This window comes from Sphingobacterium thalpophilum (assembly GCF_901482695.1).
Taxonomy (GTDB): Bacteria; Bacteroidota; Bacteroidia; order Sphingobacteriales; family Sphingobacteriaceae; genus Sphingobacterium; species Sphingobacterium thalpophilum.
Genome location: NZ_LR590484.1, coordinates 4,974,250 through 4,994,414, shown reverse-complemented (window position 1 = coordinate 4,994,414; position 20,165 = coordinate 4,974,250). Strand labels below are relative to the sequence as shown.

Below are 20,165 nucleotides of genomic sequence, written 5' to 3'. Positions count from 1 at the left end.
GATTAGGCTTTAAAAAACTGTTCCAATTCATTCCTGTGATCCTCGCCCCATTGGGCCGTTACCTCGATGACCGGCATAAGGCTTTCACCCAGCTCAGTCAGTTCATATTCTACTTTCCGCGGAAGCTGATCAAAGTCGGTTTTCTTGATTAATCCATGTTCAGTCAATTGGCCAAGCTGCGCATCAAGTACACGGCGGGTTGCATTGGGAATTTTCCGCTGCAGCTCACCCGGACGCTTGATACCTGAATGGATGGCCCAAAGCAGATTTATTTTCCATTTTCCCTGAACCACCTGTAAAAACAGATGTAAACCACAATCTAAATTGACCGGAAGCTTTTTTTCGTACATAGCTGCTATATTTTCCGAAGGTATAAAGTGGGTATAGATAAATTTATCCGTAATTGATACGGTTACTTTATGCCCTTAACTTTGCTACAAAGTAAATATAAAAAGATGAAATACAAGTTATTTGGATCAAAAACAGGACTGCATGCCAGTGAAATAATTTTAGGAGCTGCCAACTTTGGAACAAGAAAAGGCTACGGAGCCGATGCCGAAGAATCAAAAAAAATTTTAACAGCATATGCAGAAGCAGGTGGTAATTTTATCGATATATCGGATGTCTATCAATTTGGAGAGGCAGAGGAAATCGTAGGTAACTTTTTACAGGGACAGCGAAGCAATTTTATCATCTGCTCGAAATATACCCGAAGCAGCGATCCCAGCCCTGCAATCAGTAATTTTGGGAATAACCGTAAATCCATGCGGCAAGCCGTTGAACAGAGTCTAAAAAGGCTGAAGACGGACTACATAGATATTTATATGCCTCATTATGATGATGGTGTAACTCCATTGGAAGAAATAGCCTTGGGGCTACAAGATCTGGTCAGAGAAGGAAAAATACTGTATGCGGGACTGACGAATTTCCCAGCATGGAAAGCGTCGGCCATTGCATCAGCAACAAAACTCACTGCTTTACAGATTGAATATAATTTATTGCAGCGTACCGCAGACCGTGAACATCCCGATGGCAAAGGAATATGGTCTTGGTGTGATGATGTACTCGCCGCTGGCTGGCGGACTGCTGACCGAAAAATATAGAATGGGAGAAGCCGGGCGCATCAGTCATTCTTCTGACGCTGGATATGCTGAAGACGAGAAAACCAAACTGATCATTGATGAACTGCTATCAATCGCGGAAAAATATGAAGCAACTCCCGGTCAGATTGCGTTTGCATGGAATTTATCAAAAGAGGCATTCCCCTTACTGGGAGCACGCCATATCAATCAATTTGAGCAAAGTATTAAAGCTGCTGAAATTAATTTGACAGCCGATGAGCTGACCAAACTGGATGCTTTAAGCTCCATTAGCCTCGGGTATCCGCACGATCTGCTGAATACGGTACGTGGTTGATTTTGAAAGATTGAATCTAATACAAATACGAAAGAAGTATTCCAGCGTCATAGCGAGGCCAGGATATACAAATCAACATGGCTGCGGTGCTAAACTGGTGGCATTCACACCATATGCCCGAAGAGCCCGTCAAAGCCATAAAAGGAAGCACCACCTACGATGCTTCCCTTTTTTGTGGCCTAAGGCAGCCTTACTTGCGTCCTTTTGGTTTCCACAGGCTCAGCAGTTTGCTTGTAGCAAAGCTGACCAAGGTACCCAGCGCAGCCATGAGTGCGGTCTGCGCGACATCCCCAAGGGAAATGCTCGCCCAGATGGAGCATATGGTGCCGCCGAGCGTGGAGATGCGGATATCATTCATCTTCATCGCCTTCACTCCTTTCCCCGGACAGCTTGGCATTTGGGTCCGTACCCTGCTCCGCTGCGGCTGGCCGCTCCTCGTTATCCAGAACGGTTTCCGCTATACCCAGTCCCACGGCCAGATATTTTAATACGTTGCCCAGCTTGCCGGGCAGTTTGACCGGCGCTGCCAGCACGATCTGCAGCACCCGTCCGATCTTGTTTACAATTTTTCTCATGATCATCAGTTTTCAGCTAGTGAAATACAGGAGGACAACGAATGCAGCAGCTTCATGTCCTCCTGAAGGTTTACCGGATACTCAGATACACTTCATCCCCCATATCCCAGAGACAATAGACCAGTGCTTTCAGCTTGGCCAGAGCCTGCCGGCTTCCGATGCCCTGCCCCTCACCGGTCAGTGAGGTGACTGGGGCAATGCAGCCGAGCAGTTCCTTTTTGGCATCGTTGGCAGCATGGATCAATATGGCCTCCCGTCCAATCACATTGGGAATGCCGATCTGTTCACCGTGGCGCCTATACCTGCATTTTTCCAGCTTGTACTGTCCGGGTGGGATACAGCTGATCCGCGGCATGTTGTTGCGGTCCGGCAGTTCGATGGTATGGCAGATATGCTCCCCGTTGTAGGTGACCGTCCCGTTGGTGCCCTCAGCTCCATATTTCCGGAGGAGCTTGAGGGTGTGTCTCATTTTCATACACTAGGGCTGGTTCACCTGGACGAAGGTCAATGCATTGAACAATCCATTTGCCAGGGGATAGTAACCACCGTTGACAAACTGGAAATAGCTGATCCCCATTAAAATCAGCACGGCACTATCCGGTTGCGGCTGCAGCTGTAGCGTAAGACTTTCCGCCGGAGATGAGTCACTCTTGGCGATGTCCAGATAGCTGGACCGGCTTACGGAAAGACCCTCGGCCTCCAGATTTTGCGCATCGAACTCAGCAGCCACCAGCTGCACCTGCACATGAGTGGCGCCACTGAGTACCTTGATCTGGTTTTTAGCGATCATTTCAGGTAGTTCAAGTGACCCAGTACCGCTGGCTCGGTCATAAACGGGACGGGATTTGACGAAAAACACTTCCGAGAGCTGTGATTTGAGGTTGCACTCCAACCCGACCAGCTGTCCGAGATTTTCCACCAGTACCTGACGGTCGCCCCTGCCATTGACCTCATCCGCCCGCAGGATGCGGTTCATACGTCCAGTCAGACGGTTAGGAAACTGCGCGTCTGCACCTTGATTGAGCAGCTCCCGCAGCTGCTTGCGAAGGCCCTTGGCGGCATTTGCCGCACGGCCAAACTCCACACCGTTTTCCTTGGTGCGCTGGAATCGCGGATCAGAGTTGATCTGTTCTTTGGTCGGTCCGCCTTTCATACGAGCCTGATAACCGCGCTTGTCTTTGTAGAAGGATAGATCCCCGATCTTGCCTTCAAACTTTACTAAACTAACTTGTCTTGCCATGATATAAAATCTTGGATTACAGTACAAAGGTGCAATGGCGAACCCGGAGCGCTGTCTTAAATGGCCTCGTATGGGGCCAACTGTATCCATTTGGGGTCAAATGGGGTCATATGTCCCTTTTACATATAACATAATGTTCTGTAATTTTAGATTAATAAAAAACGATGAATAAACCAGCAATTGCCTAAGCGGTAGCTAGCCTGCATACAGCAGCACAGATGTAGCACATGTTAAGCACAGATATAGCACTATCATAGTACTATTAACGTACCTAGCGAAATGTGCTTTGATAGTGCCATATCAGAGCTTTGGTAATGGTCCCCTGGACCGCGAATAACGGCTGATTATAAACCACTTTTTTTAACAAATAAATAAAATAACAATTATGAGCAATCAACGCGTATGCATTTATGCAAAAGATGTGAGTATTCTTTTGGGAAAGAGCTACAAGCAGGCTGTACGCATCCTGAGAACTATTAAAGATGCTTATGGCAAAGACCTAAATCAGTACATCACCGTGGAAGAATTTTCGGCCTATACGGGAATTGATGTAGAAATCGTCCGGCAGCAATGTCTTAGAAACTGATCGGGTCGTTATCTGCCATACGTTAACCGGTCCAATACTATGTTCCTTTCTCTAATGCTGGGCCTATCCGACAACGCGTATATGCTGCATGTGGGGTTTCTGAGCGAGTTCATACCAGGTCAAAAATCTTTTCCGATCATTTTTATTGATCTTTAAATATCCCTTACACGGCTCCTTCAAGTATAGCCGGAGCGTTCTGCTGGTCTGATCTTTTTCATAGCTTTCAATACCGCGAAACTGGACTATCCACCCACCCGTCGAAAAAAAGCGGTCATCATGAAGCAAGAGTTTTTTGACCTCTTTTAGTGCTGTATAAGACAGCCTGTGTTTTTCACCCTCGCTATCCGTGCCCATTACCCGCCGATCATCCAATTCAATAAGATAAAACCTGCCGAAGAGGTCCGTATCATCAGAAAGGTTGCCGTTGAAATTCAGTTCATTTCGTCTGTACTTTTGAAGTGTGGCATTCCGGGCCAGGACCGTGCTATAATAGATTCCGAAAAAGGCGAGCTCAAACCCAGCGAAAACAAGGATCATGAGCAGCGAAATCGGGAAGATCACTTTAAGGTAATTATAGAAGTTAAATGGCGTTCTGAATAAAACGAAATATGCATATGAAAGGCCTATCACTACCAGTGACGGGATCAGTATTCCTTTTAAAATCAGCAATAACCAGGACTTGGTGCCATATTTGAGCTTTGAAATCATGGGTCTCTTCCAAGCCATAATCCAGCCGATGAATACGGACAGCGCGAAAAATCCGAACGTGTTGACGGCAAGCTGGAAGCGGAAGCCGGGCTCACTAAATATTTCGAAGAAGCCCTCCGGCTCACCGTAGGCCAGTAAGATATAAGAGCCAATAAAAGAGACCGTAATTCTGCCAAAATTATAAATAGCTTTCCGTCGTTTGTACAACCGATGCATAGAAAATTCTTTAAAAAATATTAGAAATTATAGGTGACGCATTAGGCAGCGTCTCGATAAACGTCCAATATACGTATAAATAATTAATGTTAAACACATATCGCGCGATTATTACGCAATAATTTAAGTATATATGTAATTTTTATATACTAATAGCTACACCTTGCTGTGGGGTTATTGGAAAAAGATGTCCTAATTTCTCAAAAATTGCCCCGATTTCTCAAAATCGGAATTTCCGGTTTTCCTCGGGTCCATGTATTCTATAGATTTGGAAATATTAAATCATCCGCAATTTTCTAAACATTTTAAAAAACTAAACTATGGTAACAAAAAAGTATCCATTAACGTCGGCAGGCGTGGACGGGAAAATATCCGATTTGTATGGTCAGTCCGATGCCCAGATTGAGTCAGAAGCCATTGCTGTCGAAAGCGATTTGTACAGCTGGATGAGTTCCAACTTTGAACTCAGGCCGGAACAAGTAAGTTACATGTACGCCTTGGGTAGTGAGTTTGCCGTTCAGAATGGTCGTGTTCTCGCCTACTGTTTCAGACACCGTCTGGGCGTCACCCTTACCAAGGGAGATCTAGCTTTACGAAGTTCAAAATTTATCCGCCGTGAAGAAAATGTGGAGGTTACCTCCCAGCCGGATCAGGAGGATCAGATCTCCGGAAGCGTGGACTATTTTATCAGCTAAAACAGATGCCATGGATAGAGAGCCGACAGCGAAGCTGATCAACAAGATTGTACAGCATGTGTCTCTATTGCCAGAGATACAGCAGCAGTTACTATCCCATGTATTCGTCAAAAGAATCCAGAAAGATCATTATCTATCGCTCCAGGAGCGAGATCATTTTTATCTGTATTCGGGAATTCTCAAAAAGGAAAATCAAGAGAATGGCGACATTGCCCACTTTATACTGGAGGGCGATTTCGGCGTATTTCCTTCGGATTATGGGCATTACAGCTTGGTAAGTATCGAACCCTGTGTGTTATTTGTGATCCGTGCAGGCGATATCGACAATCTATTGTCGCGGCACAAACAGTTGATATCTCCCTATCGGGAGCTTCTGTTCGATTGGGCCAGGAAGCGGCAGCAGCGTATTGAGTTGATGCTCCTGCCTGCCGCCGAGCGAAAGGCTGTGCTGCTGGAGCGCTTGGGCAAGTCGTATAATCGAATCCAAAACAAGGATCTCGCGAACTATCTCCATATGAACGTGAGTTACTTTAGCCAATTGCAACTGTGAAAATTCATAGCCGCCTTTATTAATTTTTGCGTTAAGGTCTTTGACTATATAAATCCAACGAGCTCAATCTCTTTCGAACTTAGTGGTAAGAAAAGGAACATAGTTAAGACCAGTTGAAAAACATCTTTGGGAGACGTAAGTTCAAGGGTTAAAAAACGGTCTGGCAAAAGGGGTACCCCACCAGACCGTCAGTTACTTTCAAAGGTAACTAATATGGGGGCCGGTATGACTGCAGCGTACTGAATTGTAAATCTAATTGTGAACACCAAAAACGAAAAGTAATTATGGCTTGGTTTAGCTTTACAGGGACAAACCCTACGAATCCAGCACATTACACCGACGTTGGAAGTACACCGCCAAGCTGTACGGGAAATGATAGCATCTGTGCTATCCAAACTACAGCTAACGCATCCGGTCAGCCGCAACTGACAGACGCATTGAAGAATGAGATGATCGTTGCATTAAATGACCGTACTCCATCCAGTAATGTATTGCTAAAACCCTAATCGTTATCAATTTAGGGTTTAATAGAGCAAGGGGATTTAATATCCCCTTGTTTCATTTTAGATTTCTTCAAAGACAACAACATCAATCTCACGTTCATCGGGTATGAGTTTTAAACCATAAGTAGACAACTGCTGATTTAATTCTGCTATATTTTTGAATTCCCCGACAGCAATATTATCCTTACTTTTCACTTCATCTATGACTGGCGGGTACTGCTTTGTATAGTCGACTATAAACGCCAGCACAGATGTCCCTTCCAAATTCTGACGCTTCTCTATATTTGCCTTTGTGGCATTGCTTATTGGCACCTTCTTTAACACCAAACATTTCCTTTTCGCTGTGCCGTAGTACACATTCAGACCAAAAAAATTGTTCAGATCATTGTAAACAACCTTTGCCTGTTCCCGCTCGGTGCGCTTGATTTTATCGATACGCTCATAACATATCGCATTTTTCGCTATCCATCTGGACGGTTCCTTCTCCTCCGAGCCATAATTGTAAAGCGTTTTGTCCTTGACCTTCCATTCCACCCTGTCATTGGTGATTAGAAAGTCTTTTTTGGCAATTCTCCCTAGTAGGGAAAGATAGATGTTGAATAAAGGCAAATTATTGAAGGATGTGTGATATTTCTGCTTTACAGTATCCAATTGATATGTAAACCCACTCTGTTTGAGGCCGGAGTTAAACGATGAAACTTTGCTAAATGCGATATTATTGGTTGTTCTACCGTCTTTACTTTCTAGGGGTAGGTAATCATCTTTACGAGGCAAATTTATAGCTCCGTTAGACAAAAGATCCTTTATATTCTTGCTATTGAGCACATCCGCAGCCGTGATGGCAATGACATTTCCTCGGTAAATCCACACTACATGTGGCGACGATTGATGTGGAAATAACTGATGCAAAATGGTATCTGAAACGATGGTAGTCGGGTATGCCTTATGCTCTTTAAGGAACTTATTGGTACGGAAAAAATTTTGGATCGTCTTTTTATCCTGCCAGGTTACCTGTATCAGCTTTACTTTTTTTGCATACTCCTTTTGTAATGAGACCACCTTTGGCATATTGGCTATGCAGGACGAGCAAAAGGTGTCAAAAAAATCAAGGATGAGTAGATCTTCTTTATAATTGTCAAAGTCAAATTCGGCTTCCTTGTCGTTTAATACTTCTACTACTTTACTCAACTTAAAGGCATTGCCGATCTTCAATTCTCTACTCCGATCTACTTTGATCTGAGCTAAACAGCTAATTGAAATGATTACATATAAAAAGCTAAATATCAATTTATTCATTTTCATTTTATTTGTTCTATCTTAAAACTATTATCTTCTATTTTGGATCAATCCACCGACATTAATGGCACTCAACGGCAGTAAAATTCCGTATGACAGGCTGTTTGGTTCAAGATGGTATATGATTCCATTTAGGCGTCTTGTTAGCGTTGTCTGATATTTGGAATCTAGGTTCAACCGCTTCAGGTCCGGCCATCGTAGGCCCCTAAAAAGCAGTTCCTTTCTTCTTTCTTGTAAAATCACGGCAAGTAACTTGTCCGGATTCTTCTCATTGATATACGTATAGGTATCCTTTGCCCAGCGTTTCGCCAGCAAAGTATTTATAGCCGTATTCGCGATATCAAGCTGTCTATTGCGAGCAGCACATTCTGCGCGGATCAGGTAAACTTCGGCAGTAGTCAATCCTACAAAAGGGCTTCCAAAAGAGTTATCATAAGAACCTTTGAAAACCGTATATTCGGGGTCACTGGGAGAACTTTTAAAGAACAATGCTTTCCTTAAATCATTTTGCTGATACAGTGCATATAGTGATGTATCCGTAAGACAGTAATATTCACCAAAAGCTTCGCTAAATGAAGCGGTGGCAGGAAATAACACTTCTTTACCAAACCGCTGAAAGGGCAGATTGCTATCCGAGTCAATATTATTATAATCGAATAAAAAGTCGTTTTCCTTTAATGCCGAATCAGCATACTTTTGAGCTTGTACATATTCCTGCATATCAAGGAAAACCCTGGCTAAGGCAGCATACGCAGCAGCTTTATTGGGCATACTTTTCCCAGCAGCTACGTTGGGCAGATTATTGGCTGACACTCTAAAATCAGATATCACCTGATCGTATGATGCCGAAAGCGAAGACCGTGGTGTACTTTCATCAATGTTTGGCGTGACACGAATAGGAATTCCAAGTTCCGTCGAAGCGGATTCCCTTTTGAAAGCGACCGTATAAGTCGCTACTAGTTGCTGGAAAGCAAAAGCCCTAAAAAAGTGTGCAGCACCGTTCAGCTGCTTCCATTTTGCTGCATTGGCCGTTGGATCCAGTTTATTCAATAACTCGATCACCTGATTGGCTATATAGACTACTTTATATGTATTCTGCCAAGACAAGGCATTGGTAAGTGGCGCCTCATTCCAGCAATACAGATTGCGATGATCTATTTCCGAGATAGCCAACCAGTTGTCGTAACTTAGAAAATAGTCGTCACTTGAGATTTCGCCCTGATTGGGATAACCTGTATTCATTGCAGAATAGTTGTTAAGCAAAAGTTCGGCATCTTCCAGTGTAGTTGGAATGGCCATTTTGATATTAGGTTTGTAATCAAGATAATCTTTACAAGAAATACCCAAAAACCCTATCATCAAGAATATTATAATTCTGTTCATAACTATTGAAGTGTTAAATTGAGACCTAGCGAGATTGTCAGAGGATCAGGCCAATTAAATCCGAATTCAGGGTCAATACCATATTTATTTGCTCTCCAGAGCGTCGTAATATTCTGGGCATAGCCATATATATTTAGGTTTTGAATTCCTATTTTTTTTATGCTACCAAATGAATAGCTTAATTGTAGGTCGCGCAGTTTTATCTGGTCCGCAGGTGTAACCAAGGCTGATGAAAATGCATAAAAGTTGGTCGCAAACATATTTGCGGGATAGCTCAATGCGGGCACATTCGTATGCAGCTCATCCCCCGGTTTTTGCCAGCGTTTTGCGAAATCTGCATGCCCTGCCCCCATACTGACAAATCGATAGTTTTCAAATGATGTACGTTGGAACTTATGGCCTAACTGATAGCTTATGTTAAAAGACAACTCTAGTTTGCGATAACGGAACGTGTTCCTTATAGACCCAAAATATACAGGAACTGACGATCCATTATTATCCATCTCCCATACCGATGTGTTGCCATACAACGTGATGTAGTCTTTTGAAATTTCTCCATCCACATAACCCTGCGGAGCGCCCGTCTGTGGGTCAAGCCCTGCCCATTTAAAGCTGAGTAAGCTATAGAGATCCATTCCTTCAAAAGGAGTTACAATTGGATTTGTACTCACATAACTATCTCCCAATATATTCTCGTTGTAAGACTTTTTGACGATGTTCCTGTTATAGCTAAAAACCAGGTTAGTCAACCAGGAGAATGATCGCTTTTGTATATTAACTGATTGCAACGAGAGATCCACACCTTTGCCACGTATGTTTGCCGAATTGAGCAGCATTGCTGAGAATCCAGTACTGGGATCCAATTGTCCCAAGGCAATCAGATCTTTAGCATCTTTTACGTAGTATTCAATGGACCCTGTAATTCTATTCTTCAGCAGCCCATAGTCCAGTCCAAAGTTATATGTACCGATTCGCTCCCATCTCAGGCTGGGGTTGGGCGGAGACTGGATATAACCGTAAGGTTCATTGGAGATGTAATGAGGCATACTCTCCCTGTACATAATTGGATATGCTGACGTTGAGTTATTTATATTTCCATTGTAACCGTATGTCACCCGTAGTTTCAGTAGGTCAAATACGCTTGGTGTAAACTCTTCTTTGTTAATCACCCATGAACCGCCTATCGACCAGAATGGCTTTCCTTTATCGTTGGTCTTTACACCAAATAGATTAGATGCATCTTTCCGAATAGAGCCAGACACAATGTACCGATCTTTGAACGCATAGTTTGAATTTAGAAAGATTGCAGTATAACGGTTTGTAAAACCAGAAATACTACTAAAATCCCTCAATATGCCCGAGCCGGCTATACCGTTGAGCAAGGGTACTGTCTTTCCCCATTGTACAGGAGTAAAGTTGCCGTTATCCTTGTTGTATCCATAGTACACATTGCTTGTACCATCACTTTTTACCTGCCTGATCTCTGCTCCTGCCAACATGTTCAGTCGATGATCCTCTCCCCACAGTTTTTCGTAATCTACCTGCGCCCTAGCCAGCTGAGTGGTGTTGTCCATCTGCTGTTTATTCATATAATCACCTAGTGGAAGATTATAGGTAACCTTGTCTGCATCCCATGAGGCATAATAATTTAGAGTAGCACGATGTTCGACCGATCCTAGTCCCCGCCAGATTTCCATAGGCTGGCTGGCGCGTTGATACGAATAGTTGGCCGAAATATTCAGCTTAGGCAACAGTTCATATTTGAGTACAGCATTGAACATGATCTCCCGTACCCGTCCTATCCTGCTCGTTTCATTCAGCTCGTCAAGAGGTCTGAATTTCCAGTCTAACAGTCTGCCTCCAGCAACAGTATCTCTAAAGGCCGGATTATAGCCGATCGCGTCTACGACCATTGAGTTCCCGTTTTTGTCTGCCAGTTCCATATAGGGGAAGTTACCCATGCCCCGCCCCATTACATTATAATCCCAATTGGCGTCAGCATCGCGCGATTTGGCCTCCGTATAAGTGATACCAAGATCTATCAACAATTTGCTAATTGGTCGTATCTGTGTATTGTTCTTTACTGTCAGCCGCTCGTAGGAAGATGTGACTAGATTCTTTAAATTTTTATCGTAGCCGAGTGAGATCAACGTATTCACTTTTTCGTTACCACCTTTGAGCTGCATATTATACTGTTGATTGACGGCCGGTCTATAGATATACTTTAGAAAATCGCTGCGCATATCTATTTTTCGCAAGCGATTCAATTCAGCATCCACGTCAGCCTGCGACAATTGTCCCAGCCTTTGCTTCTTTAGCAGTTGAATCACAGGTGTTATGTTATAGGAATAGCGGTTCATATTGCTATTATAATAGCCCTTGCTGAACAGGAATACCTCTGCATCAATATAATCCGATGTATTCATCTGCGGCATATAATAGAGATCCGGCTTTTGCGCTATTGTGAGATTGCTGTTAAAGGTTAATTGAAGTGGCTGGTTGAATTTTCCTTTCTTAGTAGTGATCACGATCACCCCATTACCAGACTGAGCACCCCAGATAGAAGCGGCAGCAGCATCCTTCAAAACAGAGATGTTTTCAATGTCGTTGGGATTAATGTTATTGAAATAACCTGTAAGATTATCAAAGTTGTTTACATAAGGTACTCCGTCTATCACGATCAAAGGCCAGATATTCGAATTGATACTGCTAACTCCTCTAACATTGATATTAGGTAATTTACCCCGATTTGAAGCAGAATACTTCGACGTTGAGATACTTGGCACAATATCTTCCAGTCTACTTAAGATATCAGTAGATACCTTTCTATTTAGTAATTTGTTATCTATAAACTCGAAGCTGCCCGTCGCCCGCTCTTTGGGAATCTTTTGGTAACCGGTAGAGACCACCTCGACCTCTTCCAATTGATTCTCCAGCGGTATCAACTTTACTCTTAACGATACCCCAGCGGAATAAGGCAGAGTTAAAGGCTTGAAACCGACATGGCTAAACTTCGCCTTACCTGTCGAAGCAGTTACCGGTATGGAGAAAGAACCGTCACTCTTGGTGTTTGCTCTACCCTTTTGATCCTCCACGCTAACAGACACGCCCTGTAAAGGCTTACCGTCAATGGCAGATACTACGATACCGGAGGCTGTTAAAGGCCCATTGGCCCCGCTGTCCTTGCGGGGCGTCTGAGCCGATAAACTAAACATATGAAACAATGCAATACATGTCAAAAGCATCGATGTGCTCTTCAAAGCCTTGAAGAGGCAAATAAAAACATTCAAAATTGCAGGAGCTGGTTCATTGACCACTCCTGCTAAAAAGGCAATACGCTCCCCGTTGCAAAATTTTTGCATTTTAAAAATGTGTTGTGCAAGCGCCATAACTATGGCTCCTGCTGATCCAACAATAAAGAATTAGCTTATCCGAAAAGCGCCGCCAAAACGGTTACACGGCATTGATTAGGAATAATTATGGCGCTTCCTACCGGAATAAAAAGACAAACCGACCCATAACATGATATTGTATTACAATAAAAACTAACGATTAAAAGTTTGGATTCAATAAAACTTTGCTTAATTTTAAGGTGCGAATATTAAAACAAGTTGATTTCATTGGCCAATATTACCTTTTTATGCAATCATTTAAATGTACAGGTCGGTGACAGGCATTAAAGCGGGAATTGGACTGGACAAGTTTCAGCCGTCTTTTTATTGTGAGGAAAGTCATCCCTTCCCCTTTTATGCTTTACAGCCTGTTTTAATCAAGCGCAATCTATTCAGGTGCGCGAAATACGTTCTTTAAAAGTGATTTGCGGGAATACCTCGGTTGGCGATCTCGGATCGGCTGCAGGTAATGGGTGTTTGGTTTGTTTTTCGTTCTCATAATCATGTTTGGTTTATGTGAACGATGTTAATCAAACATTGAAAGAGTCAATTGGTGTAAAACCAATAGGGCGAACTCCAATGCTTTCGAACGCGGCACGACCAAGCGCCTAATAATCAAAAGATTATTTTCCACAAAAGACCGACATGAAGTTCGCCCTATTAGACTGTATCGCTAAGATATAAAAATCTAATAGAAAAGGCGAACTCACGATTAGCTCATGTGGAAGTTTTGGTCGTTTTCGTTCATGAGTAACATCGTTAAGTTAGGGATATATTCCCCTACTCTATCGCTATTAATAATAGCAAATATAGTTAACACTTATCAAAATATCAAATTAAAATTATAAAAAGTGTAAGGTATGAACTGGAAACAAAACCTTTCAAGCATAATAATAAACTCTGGCTACCAATTATCGGAAATTTGTGCATGGACAAATATCGAAGTACCAACACTTTCCGGTATGAAAAATTTAAAACATCCAAACTTTACATGTAAAGAATTTTTGTTACTTAAACTTCTGCTGAAAAAACAGCACACTACTTTTCTAAATGAGATTTTTGGTGAAGGCTATTTTGACGAAATAAAAAAAGTTAATTATACTCCTAAACTCACAAGACTAGGAGAAATATTGAGAGATAAGCATCAATTTGAAGTTTTGCCAAAAAAGGAAGTTGTTGAAAATTCTAAGCTAAAATCAAGCAGGATTGATTATTTAGTTTTTCAGGAAGATGAAAGTATAAGAATAGAGGAAATTACTAGACTAGAATTAACTTTAGGGGCGAAATTTGGCTATTTATGTGATCTTAGATTTCCAGATTTACGAATCAATTCCGAAGAAGAATATCTGATCAAGCTAGAACAAATAAAAGAGTATAATCGAGAAGGCAATAACAGGAGAAAGAAATAAGTAAATTCAATAGGATGTCAGAAAACTACAGAGAATATTTAGTTAAAACCGTGTTTGAGCTTGATAAATTTTTAGACGAATTAGATTTGAACATAACTAATCTCGCTATGAATGGAGAATTTTCCGAAGCGAATGATCTATTTGATGAGGGAGATACGCTTTCTCTTAGCATTGCAGATTTTGAAGATGCGAATGATATGAACGTAAGAAAATTAATTAACGTTTTTCATTTTCTTACTGATATCAAAAAATCATTAAAAAATGTCAATGCTATCTCAGACGAAGAGATAGATAATTATGACGATTTGCCTTTTTAATTGACGATTTCACACATACGACCAAAAAATTACAAGCCCTACAATAACCGTATCTATGGAAAATATAGTAGTAAAATCAAATACCATGAAAGGACTATTTGAAAATTATAAAACACTTCTTGAGCAAAGACTGAATCACAAACCTTTACTACATATTGGAGAAGACAGTATACGTTATGACTTTTTTGCGGCGTTAATGACCACGTACGATTTAAAACCGTATCAAATAGAACTCGAAGTTCCTCTACATAAAGACTGTTTTGTGGCTAATCAGAATATAAATTCTACAAGAAAAGAAAAACCGATGATAGATTTGGTAGTCAAAAACGAGCAGATAAATCTCTCTGTGGAATTTGGTCTTTTTAGGCAAAACAGTAATGAAACGAGTACGATAAATAAAACATCTCGGACTGTAAAAATGGTCAATGACATGTTGAGATCATCCCTTGAAGCGAAGTATAATGAAAGCAAAGGACTCTTCATTTGTGTAGCAGATAATAAAATTATTGGGCATAAACTACGTAGTGGCCATTTAGGTGTTTTTCCTTCTGATTACATTATCGACAACGAGTACCTACTATTCCAGTCGAACCAAAAGACAAATAACATTGATTCCCGATTTTTAAATTCGTTTAAACCTTTAAATCAGAAAATTCATGCTAAAATAATTTATAATGAACAGCTCAATGCTAGGAACATCATAAATGAAACGCGAGTCATAATTTGGGAAAATGAAATACGATAAATTGTGGGATTTCCTTTTTCTAGAGATTTCTCTCAAAGCCAAATATACAGGTTTCAGTAGGGCATCATCGCTGGGAAATGACAGTTTATTCTTTGTGTATTTACAGAAAGATCTAAAAATAATGATAAACTAGACAAGCTAATATAGCCTATGGAAAATATAACAGCAGAAGCAATAAAGAAAAAACTGGAATTGCTTCAAAACTCTATTGACGTCCCTCGAGAAAACAATACACAGGTAAATCTTCCTGCGGTTAAAAATGCAGGTAAAGCGCTTAAAAAATTAATAAGAAACTTCCCTACTCACGATAATTTAGATGAGATTTATCTTAAAGTAGTTGCTATAAACAGTTTGTATAGCACAAATATTTATGACACCTATAAAATAGCATATCATATCAAAGAAAGGGTAAAAAATATTGATTCCAGATTAGAAAGAGGCGATTTAACATTGGTTCATGAGATAGCTTCTGGTCACCATATAGAAAATAAGGATGGGAAGGAGAAATTATTTTACTCCTTTGCGACGAAATACTGTAGTTGTCATAATCCTGAACACTATGCCATCTATGATACGCTGATCCAGGACATATTGATAAAAGACTATAATGTAGGTAAAAGTGGCAAAGAGAGAATCAACTATGAAAAATTAAGGAGTTATGAAAATTTTATGAACGTAATAAGCGACTTTAAACACCGTCGCAATCTCGCCGAAGTAAGTCTTAAAGATATCGATATGTACCTTTGGATTACAGGCAAGGAAAAAGAAATGGAGAAATCTAATCCTTCCGACTAGTCAGTTTCACAGAATACGATCGGCAAGCGAATTACAGGAGAAAAAAGTGAATAATTTAAAAAATATATGCCATCAGTAGAACAACCTAATTATTTAAAAAAATCTATAAGAATATTCAGATTCTATGGAATCACATTTCTTTTTTCAATTTTCACTATGTCTTTCTTAAGATCCGTAAATGAGAATTTTAAAATAGTTTATGAAGCGCTTTTAGCCTTGCCATTTTTTATCATGTTAGTGTTAGCCCCACTCGGCTTGTATTATAGTTGGAAGAGCCATAAAGCGAAAGAAGAGCCTAGAAAAAAGCGGACAATGTTTTTCATGGGACACCTTTTCTTTTGTATATTGATAGTATTGTTTTTTATGGTGATAGTTAAGGATCTGGCTTCTCTAAATTGGTAAAAAAGGATTTTAAAATTTATTAAAAAATATGGTTAATCAATTGTACGAATTGAAAGTCACAGACAGAATGAGTTTCATTAAATTTCTTGATCTTCTGCACCAAGATTTGCTCGAACAACCTGAAACTTGGGAAAACAAAACCTTGTCTGATTTTCTGGAAGCTTTGGCGGCGTATACAAAAGATATCCAAGGGTATTATGATAATACAGATGCAAATGTAGATGCTGAAAAAGCTGCGTGGTCAACATTTGCTGATATTTTCAAGGGTGCTAAAATATATGAATAATAAATTATAATTGCAGACAATGAAATGTTAGAACCTCTACTGTGTGGTAAACCTTACATAAACTGTGTCAGAGGAATAATTCAATAACATTATTTATATTCAATTATTCAAACGACACGGTCATGAAAGAAAAAGACCCATTCGATTTTTCGTTAGTGTTTGTTTTAAAATGAACTCAAGAGGACTTCGCCGTTTTGAACGTTTCAAGGCAGAAGCCATGCAAGGTCTTTACCAAGGTAAAAGTTTGTCTCCCAATGATGGCGTCCTAGCGCCGTTAATGAAGCATCTGTTGGAATCGGTGATGGATGGAGAACTGGAAAACCACTTGAACGAAGAGAAAGCTTCGGGCAATAGCCCTAACCAGTATCTTTAACCGACGTTATATTCTTAACTAAAATTTAAGTGCTCTGACACTTTTTATTTTATCAAAATTAAAACTTCTCATTTCACGTTTTTTACAGCAGAAGCCATGCAAGTAGTTACTTGCTTTTTTTGTTGCGCCTAAAACTACAAATGCGTTCTTTAAAACCCTTCTTACTAACTTATCAGAACCGTTTAAATAAGTTACCATTAAATAGCTGTTTTCGTCACTAAACTTATCAACAAAAGCCAATAGCTCACCTAATAATTTTTCAGGATCTAATGCTCTATCACCCTTCCTAAAATCAAAATTTGGATAAACTTCGTTATAATAAATCTCTTCTTTTGACTTAATATCCATAACTCCATCGAAAGGAATATCCAACACTTTCCACTCTTGATGAATTAAATCATAAGTTTTCAATGAATACCTTCCATTAACATAGGTAACCTCACCAATTTCTAGTAACGAACTCTCCTCTTTTTTCGACGGATCGTAATTTTTTTCTTGCGTATAATCATATAAATAAAATCCCTTTTTTTTATCCTCGTCAATCTCCCTTAATATTGTCTCAACGTTTTCTAATAATTCAAAACATTCGTTAGGCAATAGTACTTCTGTCCACTTATCTGCCAAAGCATTATAATAACGGCATTTAAAGAAAATTTCTGTATTAATTCTTTTTCTATCTCCTGATTTAGAATCGAATTTTCCAATAGGTTTGTCTTCTTCTAGCTTAACATCAATAATTTGCAATGGCGGAGCAACAAAATTTAAAAGCGAATTACACTCAGAAATTTTATCATTCTTTTTGTCGTGGAGCTTTGTTTCTTTAATTTTTTCAAGTTCCAACGTAGAAGTGGTAAAAATTACGTCTTTATTAGCATACTCCTCGAGTAATCTTTTTCTAAATTCTATGCTATTTAGACCCGAATTATTTTGAATAAAAGCGTCTTTTCTCGAAATTATTTTTAAAGAATCAAAGTTAAACCACGCTTCACTGAACGCATTTGATTTTAAAGAGAACCACATGCATTTACATTTACCGTCACCTTTTAACGATAGTTTTTCACCTGTTTCTTCGTTGTAAGAAGTTCTAGTTTCATTATAGATTTCGATTACCACCATAAGTGGTATTACATTAATTGGTTCACCGGATATATTTATATTGGTTAAATCTTTAAAATATGGGTGGCTATTTACGGATACGATATCTCCTATTTTATACTTTGACATTGTAATTTTTGTTAATAATAAAGCTTTGTTAAAGATAACAATTTTTACTATATTTGAAAAGCTTCGCAAAATGATGAGGGTTATAGCAACTAGTATGGATCGCCAAATAAATTATTTACTTTCAGCGATGGCTGAATAGGAAGGAAATCAGTGAAGACTGTGAGGAACATGCCTCCTGCCCTCCATAGCATCGATGCTACTACGGCCAGAAGTGCCCCATCTATAATAGAAGGAATTCCAATAACAGAACATACTGTGACCGCAAGATAGTTATATATAAATATACGAATTATTTGCATAACATTTAATTTTATTTGTAGATTACTTATTCTTGTTGAATCAAACGATAGTGCGACTCAGAATAACTGGGTAATGGTCTTAATATGATAATAAATGTATGCTATATAAATCCCGTAGCACTGTCATTTTCGAAGCATTTTTATGAAAAGTAAAACAAATAATTGGTTAAAAAATAGAGGATATCTTCATGTAACAAACCAATTGAATATTTCAAAGGATAGAAATAAATTGATTTCTCTTATTAAAAATAAAGATTTCGTATCATCCTACGCCTTTTTCCCCTTAATTCACTCCATAATTAAAGAGAGAAGATATAAACAGAACCCTCTTAAGGAAAAGGGCATTAAATGTCATTCTTTCAAAGATGGAGAAAAGAAGAAATTAAATGCAAAAAAGCGTCCCCTTCATTACGCCACACATATGGATGCAGCTATATTCTCATATTATTCTGAGTTAATATTAATTGAATATGAAAAATACTTAAAGAAGCATCCGTCTTTATCGGAGTCTATAACAGCTTATAGGAGAATACCTAAGCCTGGCGGGATTAAAAACAAAAGTACAATAAATTTTGCCCATGATGCTTTTATGGAAATTCAGAAAAGGGCTCTAAAAGAAGATTGTATTGTCCTCAAATTCGATATAAAAAGCTTTTTCAATGAAATAGACCATTTTCTGCTAAAGAAGCAATGGGCCGAAATATTAGGATCAGATATGCTGCCGACAGATCATTACAATGTATTTAAAGGGGTAACGAGATTCTCCTATATTATGAAAGACTCGTTTAGAGTTGGAGAAAAATACAAAGGACGTCGTCCAGGATTTAATGAAAAAAAACTATCGCAACACAGAAAGAATAAAATTCACTCTTTTTTTAAATCACCAAAAGAATTTCGAGAAGCGATTAGAAATAATGATATAAAGATCCACAAGTTCCCTTTTAGAAAAGATGGTGTTCCTTGTGGCTTTCCACAAGGTCTACCAATCAGTTCGACTTTAGCCAACCTATATCTTCTAAAATTCGACGAGGCAATAATTGAAAATATTGTAGTAAAACTTAATGGATACTATAGAAGATATTCAGATGATATAATTGTGCTGACAACAAATGAATACTCTGCTCAAGTTGAACGATTTGTAATAAATGAAATTAAGAAGTATAAAGTAAAGATTAGTGAAGAGAAAACTGAACGCTTCATTTTTAGAAAGCATCTGAATAAAGGAGAAGTACGGGTAGAATCTATAAAAGTGAATGAAGATGATAGCTTAAGTTGCAACATACCTCTTACTTATCTCGGTTTTGAATTCTATGGTTACAAGACACTAGTAAAGTCTGCAAATCTCGCTAAATTTTATAGAAGACTTATTAGTTCCGTAAAGACAAAGACGAAAAGGGCCCAACAGTCGCTTGAAAAAAAACCTACAAAGCAATATGCTATTTACAGAAATCAACTTTTTCGACTATACGCTCGCTATCCACTTTCTGCTGGATCTTTAAAAACTAGAAGGAAATCTTGGGGCAAAAATTCTTTAGGCGAATATTATTCCCAAACACAAACATCACCTGCGCAGCACAGCAGCAATTATTTATCTTATATTAATAGAGCTAGCGAAGAAATGAACGAACCCGCATTGTTGAAACAGGTTAAGAGACATAAAACGATTCTACATACTGCTATTTACAAACATCGTTTAAAAAATTAGCACTGGAGTTGCTAACTTAGTCGGCAGATCAAGTTAAGAACAATAAAATA

General features: G+C 39.4%; 20 protein-coding genes and 2 pseudogenes. 12 read left to right on the top strand and 10 right to left on the bottom strand.

Features of this window, described 5'->3' with window-relative positions; all coding sequences use genetic code 11:
* Positions 1–2: 2 nt before the first annotated feature.
* Positions 3–350, bottom strand: coding sequence for a winged helix-turn-helix transcriptional regulator (locus FGL37_RS21000; protein ID WP_028070408.1), 348 nt, complete (start codon positions 348–350; stop codon positions 3–5).
* Positions 351–419: 69 nt separating this feature from the next.
* Between FGL37_RS21000 and FGL37_RS26190 the strand changes: the two are divergent.
* A pseudogene (locus tag FGL37_RS26190) lies at positions 420–1,416 on the top strand (aldo/keto reductase).
* Between the two features lie 190 nt (positions 1,417–1,606).
* Here FGL37_RS26190 and FGL37_RS25445 read toward each other — a convergent pair.
* The 4 genes from FGL37_RS25445 to FGL37_RS20980 all read right to left on the bottom strand — a co-directional run bounded on the left by FGL37_RS25445 (position 1,607) and on the right by FGL37_RS20980 (position 3,231).
* Positions 1,607–1,780, bottom strand: a complete 174-nt coding sequence (locus FGL37_RS25445) for a hypothetical protein (RefSeq protein WP_171019314.1) — start codon at positions 1,778–1,780, stop codon at positions 1,607–1,609.
* Positions 1,767–1,991: a hypothetical protein gene (locus tag FGL37_RS20990; protein WP_138097012.1), complete on the bottom strand. Its 225-nt coding sequence runs from the start codon at positions 1,989–1,991 to the stop codon at positions 1,767–1,769. Before FGL37_RS20990 ends, FGL37_RS25445 begins: the two co-directional genes overlap by 14 nt.
* Before the next feature lie 70 nt (positions 1,992–2,061).
* Entirely contained in the window at positions 2,062–2,466 is a 405-nt protein-coding gene (locus FGL37_RS20985) for a DUF5675 family protein (RefSeq protein ID WP_232048753.1), read from the bottom strand.
* Between the two features lie 3 nt (positions 2,467–2,469).
* Complete coding sequence (locus FGL37_RS20980; RefSeq protein WP_028070411.1) at positions 2,470–3,231, bottom strand: hypothetical protein; 762 nt, start codon at positions 3,229–3,231, stop codon at positions 2,470–2,472.
* Positions 3,232–3,616: 385 nt separating this feature from the next.
* On the opposite strand from FGL37_RS20980, the gene FGL37_RS20975 reads away from it, so the two are divergent.
* On the top strand, positions 3,617–3,817 hold the full coding sequence (locus tag FGL37_RS20975) for a hypothetical protein (RefSeq protein WP_028070412.1): 201 nt from the start codon (positions 3,617–3,619) through the stop codon (positions 3,815–3,817).
* Positions 3,818–3,880: 63 nt separating this feature from the next.
* Here FGL37_RS20975 and FGL37_RS20970 read toward each other — a convergent pair whose 3' ends face one another.
* Complete coding sequence (locus FGL37_RS20970; RefSeq protein WP_028070413.1) at positions 3,881–4,741, bottom strand: hypothetical protein; 861 nt, start codon at positions 4,739–4,741, stop codon at positions 3,881–3,883.
* Positions 4,742–5,061: 320 nt separating this feature from the next.
* Here FGL37_RS20970 and FGL37_RS20965 point away from each other — a divergent pair, with 320 nt between their 5' ends.
* From FGL37_RS20965 to FGL37_RS20955, 3 genes are all read left to right on the top strand, one after another.
* The gene (locus tag FGL37_RS20965) at positions 5,062–5,436 is read left to right on the top strand and encodes a hypothetical protein (RefSeq protein WP_028070414.1); all 375 of its coding nucleotides are present in this window, start codon (positions 5,062–5,064) and stop codon (positions 5,434–5,436) included.
* A gap of 10 nt (positions 5,437–5,446) precedes the next feature.
* Positions 5,447–5,986, top strand: a complete 540-nt coding sequence (locus tag FGL37_RS20960; RefSeq protein WP_028070415.1) for a cyclic nucleotide-binding domain-containing protein — start codon at positions 5,447–5,449, stop codon at positions 5,984–5,986.
* A 284-nt stretch (positions 5,987–6,270) separates the two neighbouring features.
* On the top strand, positions 6,271–6,492 hold the full coding sequence (locus FGL37_RS20955) for a hypothetical protein (RefSeq protein ID WP_028070416.1): 222 nt from the start codon (positions 6,271–6,273) through the stop codon (positions 6,490–6,492).
* 57 nt (positions 6,493–6,549) lie between these two features.
* On the opposite strand, the gene FGL37_RS20950 is transcribed toward FGL37_RS20955, so the two are convergent.
* Genes FGL37_RS20950 through FGL37_RS20940 form a run of 3 tightly spaced genes read right to left on the bottom strand, consistent with a single transcriptional unit; the run spans position 6,550 to position 12,530 of the window.
* Positions 6,550–7,785, bottom strand: coding sequence for a TlpA family protein disulfide reductase (locus FGL37_RS20950; protein WP_138097010.1), 1,236 nt, complete (start codon positions 7,783–7,785; stop codon positions 6,550–6,552).
* Positions 7,786–7,815: 30 nt separating this feature from the next.
* Positions 7,816–9,168: a RagB/SusD family nutrient uptake outer membrane protein gene (locus FGL37_RS20945; RefSeq protein ID WP_037533557.1), complete on the bottom strand. Its 1,353-nt coding sequence runs from the start codon at positions 9,166–9,168 to the stop codon at positions 7,816–7,818.
* 2 nt (positions 9,169–9,170) lie between these two features.
* Positions 9,171–12,530 (bottom strand): SusC/RagA family TonB-linked outer membrane protein, encoded by a 3,360-nt coding sequence (locus FGL37_RS20940; RefSeq protein WP_160169500.1) that lies wholly within the window; start codon positions 12,528–12,530, stop codon positions 9,171–9,173.
* A gap of 890 nt (positions 12,531–13,420) precedes the next feature.
* On the opposite strand from FGL37_RS20940, the gene FGL37_RS20935 reads away from it, so the two are divergent.
* The 6 genes and pseudogenes from FGL37_RS20935 to FGL37_RS20910 form a co-directional block, all read left to right on the top strand.
* Positions 13,421–13,969: a hypothetical protein gene (locus FGL37_RS20935; RefSeq protein WP_028070420.1), complete on the top strand. Its 549-nt coding sequence runs from the start codon at positions 13,421–13,423 to the stop codon at positions 13,967–13,969.
* Between the two features lie 14 nt (positions 13,970–13,983).
* Positions 13,984–14,286 carry a hypothetical protein gene (locus FGL37_RS20930; RefSeq protein ID WP_028070421.1) on the top strand — a complete coding sequence of 101 codons (303 nt, stop codon included), beginning with the start codon at positions 13,984–13,986 and terminating at the stop codon, positions 14,284–14,286.
* 55 nt (positions 14,287–14,341) lie between these two features.
* On the top strand, positions 14,342–15,031 hold the full coding sequence (locus tag FGL37_RS20925; RefSeq protein WP_028070422.1) for a hypothetical protein: 690 nt from the start codon (positions 14,342–14,344) through the stop codon (positions 15,029–15,031).
* 150 nt (positions 15,032–15,181) lie between these two features.
* Positions 15,182–15,826, top strand: coding sequence for a Dag1 family anti-phage DNA glycosylase (locus FGL37_RS20920; protein ID WP_051606989.1), 645 nt, complete (start codon positions 15,182–15,184; stop codon positions 15,824–15,826).
* A gap of 430 nt (positions 15,827–16,256) precedes the next feature.
* Positions 16,257–16,514 carry a DUF7660 family protein gene (locus tag FGL37_RS20915; RefSeq protein ID WP_037533562.1) on the top strand — a complete coding sequence of 86 codons (258 nt, stop codon included), beginning with the start codon at positions 16,257–16,259 and terminating at the stop codon, positions 16,512–16,514.
* A gap of 169 nt (positions 16,515–16,683) precedes the next feature.
* Positions 16,684–16,866, top strand: a pseudogene (locus tag FGL37_RS20910) (IS256 family transposase); the annotation flags it as partial.
* A 39-nt stretch (positions 16,867–16,905) separates the two neighbouring features.
* On the opposite strand, the gene FGL37_RS20905 reads toward FGL37_RS20910, so the two are convergent.
* Entirely contained in the window at positions 16,906–18,111 is a 1,206-nt protein-coding gene (locus tag FGL37_RS20905; protein ID WP_028070425.1) for a WYL domain-containing protein, read from the bottom strand.
* Between the two features lie 441 nt (positions 18,112–18,552).
* Here FGL37_RS20905 and FGL37_RS20900 point away from each other — a divergent pair, with 441 nt between their 5' ends.
* A complete protein-coding gene (locus FGL37_RS20900; protein ID WP_037533564.1) occupies positions 18,553–20,115 on the top strand; it encodes a reverse transcriptase domain-containing protein in 1,563 nt (520 codons plus the stop codon).
* Positions 20,116–20,165: the final 50 nt, after the last annotated feature.